This is a genomic window from Rhizobacter sp. J219 (assembly GCF_024700055.1).
GTDB lineage: Bacteria > Pseudomonadota > Gammaproteobacteria > Burkholderiales > Burkholderiaceae_C > Rhizobacter.
The window spans coordinates 4,343,886-4,357,639 of the sequence record NZ_JAJOND010000001.1 but is presented as its reverse complement, the minus strand read 5'-3'; the positions used below and the strand labels follow the sequence as shown (position 1 = coordinate 4,357,639).

General features: G+C 67.5%; 16 protein-coding genes and 1 pseudogene. 6 read left to right on the top strand and 11 right to left on the bottom strand.

Annotated elements, in window-relative coordinates:
• Nucleotides 1-41: 41 nt before the first annotated feature.
• The 8 genes and pseudogenes from LRS03_RS20665 to LRS03_RS20630 form a co-directional block, all read right to left on the bottom strand.
• Nucleotides 42-581, bottom strand: coding sequence for a chemotaxis protein CheW (locus LRS03_RS20665; protein ID WP_257827826.1), 540 nt, complete (start codon nucleotides 579-581; stop codon nucleotides 42-44).
• 10 nt (nucleotides 582-591) lie between these two features.
• Nucleotides 592-1,566: pseudogene (locus tag LRS03_RS20660) on the bottom strand (methyl-accepting chemotaxis protein); the annotation flags it as partial.
• Nucleotides 1,550-2,200: an MCP four helix bundle domain-containing protein gene (locus LRS03_RS20655; protein WP_257829619.1), complete on the bottom strand. Its 651-nt coding sequence runs from the start codon at nucleotides 2,198-2,200 to the stop codon at nucleotides 1,550-1,552. The gene LRS03_RS20655 and the pseudogene LRS03_RS20660, both read right to left, overlap by 17 nt.
• An 87-nt stretch (nucleotides 2,201-2,287) precedes the next feature.
• Entirely contained in the window at nucleotides 2,288-4,468 is a 2,181-nt protein-coding gene (locus LRS03_RS20650; RefSeq protein ID WP_257827825.1) for a chemotaxis protein CheA, read from the bottom strand.
• Nucleotides 4,469-4,492: 24 nt separating this feature from the next.
• Complete coding sequence (locus tag LRS03_RS20645) at nucleotides 4,493-4,813, bottom strand: STAS domain-containing protein (RefSeq protein WP_257827824.1); 321 nt, start codon at nucleotides 4,811-4,813, stop codon at nucleotides 4,493-4,495.
• Nucleotides 4,814-4,829: 16 nt separating this feature from the next.
• Nucleotides 4,830-5,198 carry a response regulator gene (locus tag LRS03_RS20640; RefSeq protein WP_257827823.1) on the bottom strand — a complete coding sequence of 123 codons (369 nt, stop codon included), beginning with the start codon at nucleotides 5,196-5,198 and terminating at the stop codon, nucleotides 4,830-4,832.
• 37 nt (nucleotides 5,199-5,235) lie between these two features.
• Complete coding sequence (locus LRS03_RS20635; protein WP_257827822.1) at nucleotides 5,236-6,459, bottom strand: methyl-accepting chemotaxis protein; 1,224 nt, start codon at nucleotides 6,457-6,459, stop codon at nucleotides 5,236-5,238.
• 477 nt (nucleotides 6,460-6,936) lie between these two features.
• On the bottom strand, nucleotides 6,937-7,281 hold the full coding sequence (locus LRS03_RS20630; RefSeq protein WP_257827821.1) for a hypothetical protein: 345 nt from the start codon (nucleotides 7,279-7,281) through the stop codon (nucleotides 6,937-6,939).
• A 70-nt stretch (nucleotides 7,282-7,351) separates the two neighbouring features.
• On the opposite strand from LRS03_RS20630, the gene LRS03_RS20625 reads away from it, so the two are divergent.
• Nucleotides 7,352-7,531 carry a helix-turn-helix domain-containing protein gene (locus tag LRS03_RS20625; RefSeq protein ID WP_257827820.1) on the top strand — a complete coding sequence of 60 codons (180 nt, stop codon included), beginning with the start codon at nucleotides 7,352-7,354 and terminating at the stop codon, nucleotides 7,529-7,531.
• A gap of 18 nt (nucleotides 7,532-7,549) precedes the next feature.
• Here the strand turns inward: LRS03_RS20625 and rocD are convergent, their stop codons facing one another.
• The gene (gene rocD, locus LRS03_RS20620; RefSeq protein WP_257827819.1) at nucleotides 7,550-8,800 is read right to left on the bottom strand and encodes an ornithine--oxo-acid transaminase; all 1,251 of its coding nucleotides are present in this window, start codon (nucleotides 8,798-8,800) and stop codon (nucleotides 7,550-7,552) included.
• A 118-nt stretch (nucleotides 8,801-8,918) separates the two neighbouring features.
• Here rocD and LRS03_RS20615 point away from each other — a divergent pair, with 118 nt between their 5' ends.
• The 4 genes from LRS03_RS20615 (at nucleotide 8,919) to LRS03_RS20600 (ending at nucleotide 11,697) form a co-directional block, all read left to right on the top strand.
• A complete protein-coding gene (locus tag LRS03_RS20615; RefSeq protein ID WP_257827818.1) occupies nucleotides 8,919-9,398 on the top strand; it encodes an Lrp/AsnC family transcriptional regulator in 480 nt (159 codons plus the stop codon).
• Between the two features lie 94 nt (nucleotides 9,399-9,492).
• Complete coding sequence (locus tag LRS03_RS20610) at nucleotides 9,493-10,320, top strand: IclR family transcriptional regulator domain-containing protein (RefSeq protein WP_257827817.1); 828 nt, start codon at nucleotides 9,493-9,495, stop codon at nucleotides 10,318-10,320.
• A gap of 16 nt (nucleotides 10,321-10,336) precedes the next feature.
• Nucleotides 10,337-11,524 (top strand): 4-hydroxybenzoate 3-monooxygenase, encoded by a 1,188-nt coding sequence (pobA, locus tag LRS03_RS20605; RefSeq protein WP_257827816.1) that lies wholly within the window; start codon nucleotides 10,337-10,339, stop codon nucleotides 11,522-11,524.
• Between the two features lie 23 nt (nucleotides 11,525-11,547).
• Nucleotides 11,548-11,697: a hypothetical protein gene (locus LRS03_RS20600; RefSeq protein WP_257827815.1), complete on the top strand. Its 150-nt coding sequence runs from the start codon at nucleotides 11,548-11,550 to the stop codon at nucleotides 11,695-11,697.
• A gap of 203 nt (nucleotides 11,698-11,900) precedes the next feature.
• On the opposite strand, the gene LRS03_RS20595 is transcribed toward LRS03_RS20600, so the two are convergent.
• Complete coding sequence (locus LRS03_RS20595; protein WP_257827814.1) at nucleotides 11,901-12,116, bottom strand: hypothetical protein; 216 nt, start codon at nucleotides 12,114-12,116, stop codon at nucleotides 11,901-11,903.
• Nucleotides 12,117-12,395: 279 nt separating this feature from the next.
• Between LRS03_RS20595 and LRS03_RS20590 the strand changes: the two genes are divergently transcribed.
• A complete protein-coding gene (locus LRS03_RS20590; protein ID WP_257827813.1) occupies nucleotides 12,396-12,827 on the top strand; it encodes a BLUF domain-containing protein in 432 nt (143 codons plus the stop codon).
• A 23-nt stretch (nucleotides 12,828-12,850) separates the two neighbouring features.
• Here the strand turns inward: LRS03_RS20590 and LRS03_RS20585 are convergent, their stop codons facing one another.
• Nucleotides 12,851-13,615 carry a sensor histidine kinase gene (locus tag LRS03_RS20585; protein WP_257827812.1) on the bottom strand — a complete coding sequence of 255 codons (765 nt, stop codon included), beginning with the start codon at nucleotides 13,613-13,615 and terminating at the stop codon, nucleotides 12,851-12,853.
• Nucleotides 13,616-13,754: the final 139 nt, after the last annotated feature.

The window sequence follows — 13,754 nt, the reverse complement described above, 5'->3', positions numbered from 1 at the left end:
AGGACTTGGGATTGGAGGTGCGACAGCCCACCGAACCGGGTTCAGTCGCCTGTGGCGCCGAACGCGCCAGACATGGCGCCGAGGTCGTCCAACGACAGCACCCGGTCGACATCGAGCAGGATCACGAACTTGCCGCGCACCTTGCCCATGCCGTGAATGAAATCGGTGCGGATGCCCGCCCCGAAACTCGGTGCCGGCTCGATGGCCGCGGCCTCGATGTCCAGCACCTCGCTGACGGCGTCGACCACGACGCCGATGACCTGGCGCTCGTCGCGCGCCGCCACTTCGACGATCACGATGCAGGTGCGCTTGGTCACCTCGCCCGACTTGCGGCCGAAGCGCGCCTGCAGGTCGACCACCGGCACCACCGCGCCGCGCAGGTTGATGACCCCGCGCACGCAGGCCGGCATCATCGGCACCTCGGTCAGCGCGTGGTACTCGATGATTTCCTTGATCGCGAGGATGCCGATCGCATACGCCTCGCCGCCCAGCACGAAGGTCAGGTACTGCCCCGCCTCGGCGGCCTTGCGGGCACCGGCCGTGGCCAGCGCGCGGGCTTCAACTTCCACCATTGCACTCATGGGTTGCTCCTCAGAATTTGGCGAACTGCGATTCGTCGATCCCCACCGCCGCCAGGCCCAGGCCACCGGCCAGGCCGCCTGAGCCCGAGCGGCTCTCGCGCTGGCGTGCCGGCTTGCGGCGAGCCGGCGGTGTCGGGGCCGCGGCCACCGGCGCACCGCCTGCGGCCAGCTTGAAGAAGGCCATCGTCTGCTGCAGCTGTTCGGCCTGGCTGCTCATCTCTTCGGCGGTGGCCGAGAGTTCCTCGGAGCTGCTGGCGTTTTGCTGCGTGGTCTGGCTCAGCTGGCCGACCGCAGCGTTGATCTGGGTGACACCCGAAGACTGCTCTTCCGACGCGGCGGTGATCTCCTGCACCAGGTCGCTCGTCTTCTTGATGTTGGGCACCATCTGGTCGAGCAGGCGGCCGGCCTTCTCGGCCAGTTCCACGCTGGAGCCAGCCACGTCGCCGATCTCCTGCGCGGCCACCTGGCTGCGCTCGGCCAGCTTGCGCACTTCGGCGGCCACCACGGCGAAGCCCTTGCCGTGCTCGCCGGCACGTGCCGCTTCGATCGCGGCGTTCAGCGCCAAGAGGTTGGTCTGGTAGGCAATGTCGTCGATGATTCCGATCTTCTGCGCGATCTGCTTCATCGCGACCACGGTGGCCTTCACGGCTTCGCCGCCCTCGGTCGCCTCGGCCGAGGCCTTGGTGGCCATGCCATCAGTGACCTTGGCGTTGTCGGTGTTCTGCGAGATCGAGGCCGTCATCTGCTCGATGGACGCGCTCGTTTCTTCCACGCCGGCCGCCTGCTCGCTCGACGCCTGCGACAGCGACTGCGCGGTGGCACTCACCTCTTCGGCCGCACCCGCCAGGGCCTCGGCGCTGCCCTTGACCTCAGTCACCACACCCGAGAGCTTGGCAATCATGTTCTGCATGGCCTGCAGCAGCTGGGCGGTCTCGTCCTTGCCCTGCACCTCCACCCGCACGCTGAGGTCACCCTCGGCAAGGCGGTTGGCCGCATCCACGGCCCTGGAGAGGGGCCGCGTGACGCTGCGGCTGATGAGGAAGCCCAGCAGCACGCCGGCCAGCACACCGCCGATCACGACGGCGATCATCAGCGTGCGCGTGCTCGCGTAAAGGCGCGTCGTCTCGTCGGACGCATCGCGGGCGTTCGTTTCCTTGAGTTTCGTGGCTTCCGGTGAGCAAGTCGTCGAGCACGTTGGCCTTGGTGCGCACGGCCTCCAGGGCGCTTGTGAGCGTCTCGTCGCGCTGGGCCAGCTTCTGCGTCTTGGCCAAGGCCAGGGCGCGCTTCATCTCGCGCTGGTACTCCTCCCAGCCGGTGGCAAAGGAGGCCAGCTTCTGCTTGCCCTGCTCGGTGATGAAGAGCGGCCGCGCCTTGCCCATGTAGTCGGTGACGGCGGCGCTGTACTTCTCGATCGCCGCGAGGTGGTTGTCGCGTTCTTCGGCGGTGGTGGCCAGCAGGAAGTTGCCCCGCGCACGGCCGATGTAGATGAGGTTGATGTTGGCTTCCTTCACGTACGACAGGCCGAGCAGCTCTCGGTCGTACATGCGGTCGGCCATGTCGTTGATCTGGCCGGTGTTGCTGATGCCGATGGCACCGACGATGGCGCTGATGGCGGCCACGAGCACGAAGCCCGCGATGAGCCTCACGCCGATCTTGAGGTTGGAAAACACTTTCTATGACTCCCTGTGGGTGAAAAGAGGCCGGCGTCAGCTGGCCGACGTCGCGACAATCTGGGCCGCCGCGCTGGCGCGGACGGGGGGGACGGCATGCTGGGCCAGCGCCGGCACGTCGAGGATCAAGGCCACGTCGCCGCTGCCCAGAATGCTGGAGCCGCTGATCCCGCGCACCTGGCCGAACATCTTGGCCAAGGGCTTGATCACGGTCTGGGCCTCGCCCATCAGGTTGTCGACCACCAGCCCGAATTTCAGGCCGGCGTGCTTGACCACCACGATGTTGGGCCGTGTGCTCCTGGGGCCGCTCACGCTGAAGAACTCGCGCAGGCGGATGAAGGGCAGCACCTGGCCGCGCAGGTCCACGTAGTCGTGCTGGCCGCTGTCGTCCTTGAATTCGACGCACTCTTCGACCATCTCCAGCGGCACCACGAAGACCGCCGAGCCCACGCCGATCTGGAAACCGTTGATGATGGCCAGCGTGAGCGGCAGCCGCACGGTGACGGTGGTGCCGCGGCCGAGCGCGCTGTCGATGCCGACGCTGCCGCGCAGCGCGGTGATGTTGCGCTTGACCACGTCCATGCCCACACCACGGCCGGAGAGGTTGGTCACCTTCTCGGCGGTCGAGAAACCGGGCTCGAAGATGAGGTCGTAGATCTCGGCGTCGCTCAGCGACTTGCCGGCTTCGATGAGGCCGCGGTCCACCGCCTTGGCCAGGATCTTGTCTCGGTGCAGGCCGCCACCATCGTCGCTGACTTCGATGACGATGCTGCCGGAGTCGTGGTACGCATTGAGCCTGACGGTGCCACGGGCCGGCTTGCCGCGCTCGGCACGCAGCTCGGGCGATTCGATGCCGTGGTCCATCGCATTGCGCACCAGGTGCGTGAGCGGGTCGCCGATCTTTTCGACGACCGTCTTGTCGAGTTCGGTGTCTTCGCCGCTGACGGCGAGTTCGATGTCCTTGCCGGATTCGCGTGACACGTCGTGCACCACACGCTGGAAGCGACTGAAGGTGGCGCCGATCTTCACCATGCGCAGTTGCAGCGCGCTGTCGCGCACTTCTTCCACGAGGTTCGACAGCACCGAGTGCGCTTCCTGCAGTTCGACGTTGCGCGTGGCGCGCGAGATCAGGCTGGCGCCGGCGGAGGCGATGATGAGTTCGCCCACGAGGTTGATCAGGTGGTCGAGCTTGTCGGCGTCGATGCGGATCGACTGGCCTTCCTGGGCCTTGTCGCGGGCGCGCTTCTGCTTGTCGAGCGCCGCCTCCACCACGGTGGCGGGCGCACTGCCCTGCTGCACCAGCACGTCGCCGATCAGCGGCGTCGCGGCAGCCGGCTCGGCGGCGGTACGGGCATCGGCCTGACGCTGCAGCGCGGCTTCCAGCTCATGGGCGGTCACGGTGCCGGCGCGCACCAGCATCTCGCCCAGACGCACGCCTTCGTCGGGCATCTGCTTGAGCACCGCGAGATAGGCCTCGATCTGGCTGCGCGGCGGCACGATGACGAGCTGGCAGTCGTCGAGCACGAAGTCGAAGACGCTTTCGATCTTGGCCTTGTCGGCCTTGCTGCGCAGCGCGATCTCGAAGCCGAGGTAGCAGGACTCCGGGTCCATCTCGCCGGCCGGCGGCAACCCGTCGGGCAGCGTCACGATGCCGACGATGGTGCCCAGCGTGCCGAGGTAGCGCAGGAAGGACAGCGGGTCCATGCCGTTGCGCAGCACGTCGGGGCCGAAGCGCAGCGAGATGTGCCAGGCATCGTCGCCTTCGCCAGCGTCGGCGGCCGCGATGCGTTCGACCGGCACTTCGATCTCGGCCACTTCATGCTTGGGCGCGAGGTAGGTACGCAGCTGCACCAGCAGCGGTTCGCCGCGGGCGATGAGCGCTGCGTCGGGGTTCACCGGGTCGGTCTCGGCCGCATCGACGAGGGCGCGCAGGTGGTCGGCGCACTGGAGCAGCAGCGCCACCAGCGCGTCGTCGGCGTTCACCCTTCCGTCGCGCACCTCATCGAGCACGCTCTCGGCCACGTGGGTGAAGGCCACCAGCGGGTCGAGCCCGAAGAGGCCGGCCGAACCCTTGATGGTGTGCGCCGCGCGGAAGATCGCGTTGACGGTCTCGGTGGGGTCGTCACTCTGGCGGATGCCCAGCAGCGCGGCCTCCATGTCGTCGAGCAGCTCGCGGCTTTCTGCAAAGAAGGTCTGCAGTGCCTGGTCCATGTCCATCTGGTTTCTCCCTCGGAAGGTCGATCAGGCCGCGACGACCAGCGGGTCGCCGAAATGGGCGGCGAGGTCGAGCAGCTGCAGCACGTCGACGACGACTGCGCTGTGGCGCACGAGCCGCAGCTCATGGCCCTTGCCGGCGGCCTCGCGCTTGGCCAGCAGCAGGAGCTGCACGCCGGCGGTGTCGAATTCGGTCACGCCGGACAGGTCGATCTCGAGCTCCGGCGAAGCCTCGATGGCCTGCAGCAGCACGGGCTTGAGTTCGGCGGCGCGGTAGATGCTGAATTCGCCGTCGATGCGCAGGGTCTGCGCCGCGGTGGCCATCGCGGCCTTTTTCTTCGATGCCATGGTCGTGCTCCCGCGTTCAGGGAAGCACGAGCTTCTGCACCACGTCCAGCAGCTGGTCGGGGCGGAAAGGCTTGACGATCCAGGCCTTGGCGCCGGCCATCTGGCCTTCCTTCTTCTTGGCCTCTTGCGACTCGGTGGTCAGCATCACGATCGGGGTGAACTTGTAGGCCGGCATGGCCTTGACCGCCTTCACCAGGCTGATGCCGTCCATGTTGGGCATGTTCACGTCGCTGATGATGAGGTGGACCTTCTGGCCGGTCAGCTTGGCCAGCGCCTCCTTGCCGTCACCGCCCTCGATCACGTCGTAGCCCTTCTGCTTCAACGCGATGCTCACCACCTGTCGAACCGACGCGGAGTCGTCGACGATCAAAATGCTCTTGCCCATGGAAAGGTCCCTGTCGTGTTGTGGATCTCTGAATCGGTCAGAAGAAGGTGACTTCTTCGTTCTTCGGCCCGCTGGCGGCGGCGCCGCTGCCGTGCGTTTCGCGCTCCTCGGCCATCGCGTAGGTGCTCTCGAGTTCGGCCAGCATCGCGGCCACGTCGAATGCGGCCAGGCGGCCGGTGCGCTCGAAGTCCTGGCCCTGGCGCTCCAGCTCGGGCGCAAGGCCTTCCATGCTCTGGCGCACATGCGCCATCACCTGGCTCACGCGGTCCTGGAACTGCAGCTGCACCAGCGCCTCGCCCACCTCGGCCTGGATGCCCAGGCTTTCGCGCTTGAGCACGTCGGCCGATTCGGCGAGCGCGGCGGTCACGTTGCGAAAGCCGTCGAGCACGCCGTTGATCGAGGCCTCGCAGCCGCTGATCGACGCCTGCTCGCGCTTGGCCGAGGCCTGCGCGCTGTCGTGGGCGTGGCCGATGGCCTCGGCCACCACGTTGACCTTCTCGGCCATGCGGCGGCCGGTCTCACCCGACATCGCCGACAGCTTGCGCACCTCTTGCGCCAGCACCGAGAAGCTGCGGCCGCTCTCGCCGGCGTGTGCGGCCTCGATGGCGGCGTTGATCGCGAGCAGGTTGGTCTGCGACGCGATGCTCGCCACTTCGGCGGCCATCTGGCGCAGCTCTTCGATGAAGCGGCTGAGCGACTGCACATCGGCACGCATCGCGTCGTTGCTCGACGTGGCCTGGCGCAGCGTGTCGAGCACGGTGTTGAGTTCGGCGCCGCTCTTGTGCAGCACCTCGCCCACGCCGGCTTCACCGCCGGGCGTGTGGCCGCTGGCCAGGTCCGAGGCCTTCATCGCACTGTCGAGCTTGTCGACGATGCCGGCGAAACGCACGCTCAGCGACGAGATCGCGGTCTCCATCTGCAGGCGCGAGCTTTCGACCTGGCCGCGCCACACGGGCACCAGGTCGCGGCCGAGGTTGGCACAGGCGGCCACGTGCGCGGCGATCTCGGCCTGCATCGCGGCGCGGCGCGCGTTGGCGCTGCGGTCCATCGCCACGCCGGCGATCAGCAGCAGCGCACCGGCGGGCCAGGCCCACACGGTGGCGGCGGCTCCAAAGGCCCACACGGCGGCGGCGGCGGTCAGGCCGAGCACACGGCCGGGCCAGTCGGTCCACAGCGCTTGGCCGGGCAGGCGCAAGCGGGAGGGCAGGCTGGCGGGCGGCGACGCGCTGGAAAGGGAGGGGTGGGTCACGAGGTGGTTCATGCAAGGGTTTTCGACAATCATCGAAGTCGGCAGCACCACGTGATCGACCGATTAAGGCGTGGCTGAAGCGCCTTTTTCCTTTTGTTGTCAGTAAGTGTGTGCGCACCAAGAAAACTTAGATGCGACGCAGCAAATCAGTAGACAGAAACTATTGAAATACACGAACTGAACGCTCGGGATTTCCGGTCTTGCGTCGGGAAGCGTCGGGCCGCGGCATGGTCAGCCCCGATGGCAGCGCGGGGCGAGGTCCCTAGACTGGCCGCTTCTCGACCGCCCTCACCTTCCATGCAGACCTGGCGCCTCGCGCCGCACAGCGGCCCCCGTCATGACGTGCAGACGAGCCTGGCCGGCCTCATCGGCACGGTGGGCAGCGAGTCGTTTGCGCAAACGGCGCTGCTGCATGTGAACCGCGCGCTGCACGCAGGCTCGTGGGCGGTGTACCGCGTGTGGAAGGACCGTGCGCCGGTGCTGCACTTCTCATCGGCCCACGGCGTGCGCGACACCACGCGCGACTGCTTCGCCGCCTACCTCGACGGGCTGTACCGCCGCGACCGCACCTTCGACGTCGCGGAACAGGGCACGGCGATGCTGCGCCTGAGCGCGCACGACATCCCCAACCCCGACCACCGGGAAGCCATCTACAAGCGCCACGGCGTGAGCGAGCGGCTGTCGATCGCCGAGCCTCAGCCCGACGGCGGCGTGCTGGCGGTCAACCTCTACCACCACGAGCACCAGGGGGCGTTTGCCGATGGGGAGCTGCAGAACTTCGAGCAGCTCGCGGCGGGCCTGCTCGCCACGGTGCGGCGGCACATCGAGACTCACCGAACCCGCCGAATCACTGCGGCCCGATGCGGCGCAGCTGCGCGCCGCCCTGCAACGCCGCCACCCCGAGATGCCCGCGCGCGAACTCGACGTGTGCGCGCGGCTGCTGCAGGGGCTGAGCTACGACGGTATCGCCGCCGACCTCGGGCTCTCGGTGGCCACCGTCAAGACCTACCGCCGCCGCGCCTTCGAGCGCATGGGGCTGCACTTCAAGAGCGAGCTGTTTGCGACGTTTGTCGGCCAGATGTAGCGGCCAGGGTGGTTGCCACTAAGCGCCCAGGCGCTGCAGCACGCGGGCGAGCGCCTGCACGGCAAAGTCGACCTGGTCGCGCTCGACGACGAGCGGCGGCGCGAGTCGCACCACCGTGTGGTGCGTGTCCTTGGTGAGCACGCCTTCGTGCATCAGCGCCTCGCACACGGCGCGTGCCGAGGCAAAGGCCGGGTCGATCTCCACGCCGATCAGCAGGCCGCGGCCGCGCACCTCGGTGATCGCCGGATGCGCCAGCGCTCGCAGCTGCGCCATCAGATAGGCGCCCTGGTCGGCAGCGCGGCGCACGAGCTGCTCGCGCTCCAACAACAACAAGGCGGCATCGCCGACCGCCGCGGCGAGCGGGTTGCCGCCAAAGGTGCTGCCGTGGTCACCGGGGGTGAACTGCGCCATCACGTCGTCGCGGGCCAGGAAGGCGCTCACCGGCAGCAGCCCGCCGCCGAGCGCCTTGCCGAGCGTCAGGCCGTCGGGTTTCACGCCTTCGTGGTCGCAGGCGAGCAAGGCGCCGGTGCGGCCGAGGCCGGTCTGCACCTCGTCGCAGATCATGAGCACCTTGTGGCGGGTGCAGATCTCGCGCACCGCGGCCAGGTAACCCGCGGGCGGCACGATGATCCCCGCCTCGCCCTGGATGGGCTCGACGATGAAGGCCGCGGTGTGCGGTGTGATGGCGGCTTCGAGCGCCTGCGCATCGCCGAAGGGCACGCTGGCGAAGCCCGGTGCAAAGGGGCCGAAGCCGTCGCGGTACTGCGCTTCGCTGGAGAAGCCGACGATGGTGGTGGTGCGCCCGGCGAAGTTGCCTTCCGCCACCAGGATCTGCGCTTGCCCCTCAGGCACGTGCTTCACCTTGTAGGCCCACTTGCGCGCGGCCTTGATCGCGGTCTCGACCGCTTCGGCACCGCTGTTCATCGGCAGCGCCCGCGCCATGCCGGTCATGCGGCACAGGCGCTGCAGGAAGGGACCGAGCTGGTCGGTGTGGAAGGCGCGGCTCGTCACCGCCAGCCGCCCGGCCTGCTCGGTGAGCGCGCGCACCAGCACCGGGTGGCTGTGGCCGAAGCTCACCGCCGAGTAAGCCGACATCATGTCGAGGTATCGCCGGCCGGCGTCGTCAAACAGATAGGCGCCAGCACCGCGCGTCAGCACGATGGGCAGCGGGTGGTAGTTGTGGGCGCCGTAAGCGGCTTCGAGGTGAACCGGCGAGGGCTGCGCAGGGGCGGCCAGGCGCAGCGCGGCGGCACGGGCGGCAGTGGTCATGGGCGTGCTTTCCATAGAGATAGAGGCACTCTAGGCGTGCCGGCGCGAAATGTGCGTGCCAGTTGTTGCGCACACCAGGCCATCGGCGCACGATCCGTTCATCCCTCAGGAGAACGCCGTGCCAGTCACTCCACTCGACACACTTGACCGCAAGATTCTCACGGCACTGCAGGCCGACGGCCGGGCCAGCAACGTGGAGCTGGCCGCACAGGTGCACCTCTCGGCGCCGCAGTGCTTTCGCCGCGTGCGGGCCTTGGAAGAGCGCGGCGTGCTGCGCGGCTACCGGGCGCTGGTGCAGCCCGAGGCGCTGGGCCTGGGCGTGATGGCCTACGTCAGCCTCAACATCGACGGCGGCCAGTTCGGGCGTGTGCGCGAGATCGAGGCAGAGATCCGTGCCTTTCCGCAGATCCTTGAATGCCACACGGTATCGGGCGACAGTGACTACTTGCTCAAAGTGGTAGCGCGTGACCTGAAGAGCCTGAGCCAATTCCTCACCGACCAGCTGATGCAGGTGCCGGGCGTGGACGACGTGCGCTCGATGATCTGCCTGGAAGAGGTCAAGGCACCCTCGCCGCTGCCGGTCGATCTGTCACCGTAATGTCCGCCAATCGCACATGGGCGGCGATTAGCAATGGCATTGATGATGGTCAATAACTATATTGGGCGCATCGTTCCACGACGCAAAACCGCCCATGAATGCGTTTGCCCGCTCCGGTTTCGAACCCGACGACGCCCTCGCCGCCCCAGGCGGTGACACCGCGAGCGGCCCGCACAAGCGTGACCTGATCGCCGGTCTGGAAAAGGGTCTGGCCGTGATCGAGGCCTTCGACCAGGACCGCCCGCGCCTGACCATCAGCGAGGTCGCCACCCGCTGCGGCCTGACCCGCGCCGCCGCCCGCCGCTACCTGATCACCCTCGAATACCTGGGCTACGTCACGAGCGACCGCCGCATGTATTCGCTCAGCCCCAAAGTGTTGCGCCTGGGCCAGAGCTACATGCACTCGGCGCGGCTGCCGCGCATCGTGGCGCCCGAGCTGCACAAGCTCGCCTACGCGCTGAAGGAAGCCTCGTCGGCCGGTGTGCTCGACGGCAACGACGTGATCTGCATCGCCGCCACCGAAGCGGGCCGCCTGGTCTCGTCGACCCTGCAACCGGGCACGCGCGTGCCGGCCTACTGCACCGCCAACGGCCGTGTGCTGCTGAGCGCGATGCCGCAGGCCGAGGTGGAAGCGTGGCTCGCCCGCCAGAGCTTCGAGGCGCGCACGCCGCACACCGTGATTGACCGCGACAAGCTTGCCGCCGAGATCGCGCAGATCCGCCTGCGCGGCCACGCTGCCGTCGACCAGGAATTCGAGCTCGGCCTGCGCACGATCTCCGTGCCGCTGAAGAACTACCGCGGCGAAGTGCTCGCCGCCATCAACGTGAGCGCCCAGGCCTCGCGCATGAGCATGGACCAGCTGGTCAGCGAATGCCTGCCGGCCCTGCTGCAAGCCCAGGCCCGCCTGCGCAGCACGCTCTGACCACAGGAGACACCCCATGAGAGTCCAGGTCGCCATCATCGGAGCAGGCCCCTCAGGCTTGCTGTTAGGCGCCAAGCTGCACCGGGCCGGCATCGACGCCATCGTCATCGAACAGCGCAGCCCTGAGTACGTGCTCGGCCGCATCCGCGCCGGCGTGCTGGAACAAGGCTGCGTCGACATGATGGACGGCCTGGGGCTCGGCGCACGCATGCACGCCGAAGGCCTGGTGCATGGCGGCTTCAACCTCGGCTACCGCAACACCCACCACCGCATCGACCTGCACGGGCTGACCGGCAAGAACGTGATGGTCTATGGCCAGACCGAAGTCACGCGCGACCTGATGGACGCCCGCGCCGCCTGGGGCGCGAAAACGGTGTACGAGGCCGAGAACGTGCGCATCCACGGCTTCGACGGCAACACGCCGTCGGTCACCTACACGAAGGACGGCAAGACGCACGAGATCCAGTGCGACTACATCGCCGGCTGCGATGGCTTCCACGGCGTGAGCCGCGCGAGCGTGCCTGCGCAAAGCATCCAGCACTACGAGCGCGTCTACCCCTTCGGCTGGCTGGGCGTGCTGGCCGACGTGCCGCCGGTCGCGCACGAGCTCATCTACTCCAACCACGAGCGTGGCTTCGCGCTGTGCAGCATGCGCTCGAAGACGCGCAGCCGCTACTACATCCAGTGCTCGCTCGACGACAAGGTCGAGGCCTGGAGCGACCAGGCCTTCTGGGACGAACTGCGCCGTCGCCTCGACCCCGAAGCGGCCGAGAGCATGGTCATCGGCCCGTCGATCGAGAAGAGCATTGCGCCGCTGCGCAGCTTCGTCGCCGAGCCGATGCGCTTCGGCCGACTTTTCCTCGTGGGCGACGCCGCGCACATCGTGCCGCCCACCGGCGCCAAGGGCCTGAACCTCGCGGCAAGCGACGTGCACTACCTCGCGCACGGCCTCATCGAGCACTACACGGACAAGAGCGCGGCCGGCCTCGACGCCTACTCCGGCCGCGCGCTGCGCCGCGTGTGGAAGGCGGTGCGCTTCTCGTGGTGGTTCACCGCGCTGATGCACAAATTCCCGCCAGCCCAGGGCGACACCGGCGCCATCAGCCAGAAGATCCAGGAGGCCGAGATCGACTACCTGCTCGGTTCGCAGGCGGCGATGACCTCGCTGGCGGAGAACTACGTGGGGCTGCCCTACGAAGTGTGAGTCGGCGGGGCGAAAGGATTGACATGGCACTGGCAAAGAAAAAACGTGTCGGCAAGAGAACGATCTCGGCCAAGCAGGTTCGCAAGACGGCAAGCGGCCGCAAGCGCCGCAAGGCCGACGGCACCCAGCCGTCGCGCGTGCTGTTCCCGACGCCGGCCCCCGCGGCGGCCTGACGGCACTGAGCGCGCCAGGCGCTCGCGGTGGACGCTATCTGCATCAGCCAGGCAGCGCAACCCAAGCGCCAGCGCGTTTTGCACCACACCGCCACCGGCGGTGTGCCGAAGACGCACCAGCCGCCGCCAGACGCCGACCTCTGCAGCAGCGTTTCGGCATGCACGCTCAGCCGTTCCGGCTTGGAGCGTGACCCTTCCAGAGTTCAGCGCTTTTTCTTGCGTTTGCGCGAGGGCGCGGCGTTCACGAACGACTTGCCGGTCCAGAAATCAACGATCTGCTGGGTGGCGGCCGTCTGCGCGGTAGCGACCTCGCGCCTGGCCGCCGCGGTGGCATGACCACGCACGGTGTTCGCGGTCCGGTTGGCGGCACTCAGCCAGGCACTCATGAAGGGGTTCTTGGCGAGCCAGGGGTTGCGCATGGTCTGCTCCTGCTGGCAGTGGTGAAGGGGCCACCATCTTGGGCCGCGTGGGCGGGCTTGTCATTCACACGAGGTGCTGATATCGCGTGGGCCGGTTCCTACTTGTGGGAGTTCGGCGGTTTCGCTCGGCAAGCCAGTCGTTTCGTTGCATGCTGTCGGCCTCACTCAAAAGAAGGCAAGCGGAGGCGACAAACCGGCGTCGGGGCTCGGAGCGCAGTCAGATCGCGACAAGCCATACTCCCAATCCAGCCAGCGGAACGTGTCACGCGCCTGTACGACATGCATCCAATCAACGCCATCGTCTATGTCAGCGCCAGCGTTCTGCCGATGAGCGATGGAATGCTCGAAGCCCTCCTGGTCGAGGCGCGGCAGCTAAACCTGGAGAGCGGTGTCACCGGAGCCCTGATTTACAGCGACGGCATATTCATGCAGTACTTCGAGGGTGAACCCGAGCCCATGGAGCATACCTACGAGCGCATCCGAAAAAGCCGCAAGCACACTCGCATCGTCGAACTGATGAATGGACCGATCGACGTTCGTGAGTTTCCCGACTGGCAGATGGCGTTGGCCCAGCCCTCCCACTCGGAGCTGCTGGCCATCTCGACGGCGAACTGGGTCGTGCAAGGCGCACGGTCGGGAGCCCGAGGTCGCGGCTCGGTGGGGCTGACGCTTCTTCGAGACTTCTGGCGCCGCAGGGCGCCCGCTGCATGAGCCTGGCGCCGCGGTCGAAGGCACTAGCCGGTGGTGCTGTTCTCCGCAGGAACAGCGTGCCTCGCCACCTTCCCAGACGCGCCAGGCGATTCTTGAAAACGGTTCAGCACGAGATACAAAGTGAGGCCCCGACCCGCATCGACGGACTGCCCCACTTCCCCGCCCTGAGCTTCGACCAAGCGGCGAGCCAGCATCAGGTTCAGGCTGGGTGACTCCATCACATGTGTGGTGCCGAGGCCCATCGGCTGCGATACCTGAACCTCGATTCGAAAGCGCTCCGGTCCCTGCAGCAAGGCACGCACCGTGATGCCGCTGCCCTCGGACGCCATCTCCACAGCGTGCGACAGGTGGTTCAGCAAGGCCTGCTTCAGGCCCGCGGGGTCTGCCACCACCTCTGCAACCTCGGCCTTCACGTCCACCGTGACGCCCAGCCTCCTGCGCACCAGCCGCGTATGCAGCAGGTCCGCCACGCGCGCGATCAACTCGTCGAGCGTCACGGGCTCAGGAAAGAACTCGTGGCCGCCCGCATCGACCTTCGACAACTCGAGCACGTCGTTGATGAGCCGCAGCAGGTGAACCCCACTGCTGTGGACGTGCTTGGCAAATTCTTCTCGCTTGGGGGAATCGGGCGCCAGCCCGCCTGAAGCGAGGATCTCCGAGAAACCGATGATCGCGTTCAGGGGCGCGCGCAGCTCATGCGACAGGCTGCCCAGGAAGAGGTTCTTCTCACGTATCTGCAGTTCGGTCTCGCGTCGTTCCGCCATCAGGCGCGCGTTCGCGGCGACCACCTCCGCCAACTCGTTCCGAGTGGCCTGGAGCTCAGCTGCGAGGCCTCCGCGCGCGCGGCTGCAAACGGCCTCTCGCAGCCCCTCCCAACGAAAGAAGCGTAACACCTTGTCCCCGGAAGTGGACCGGCACGACGCCGGC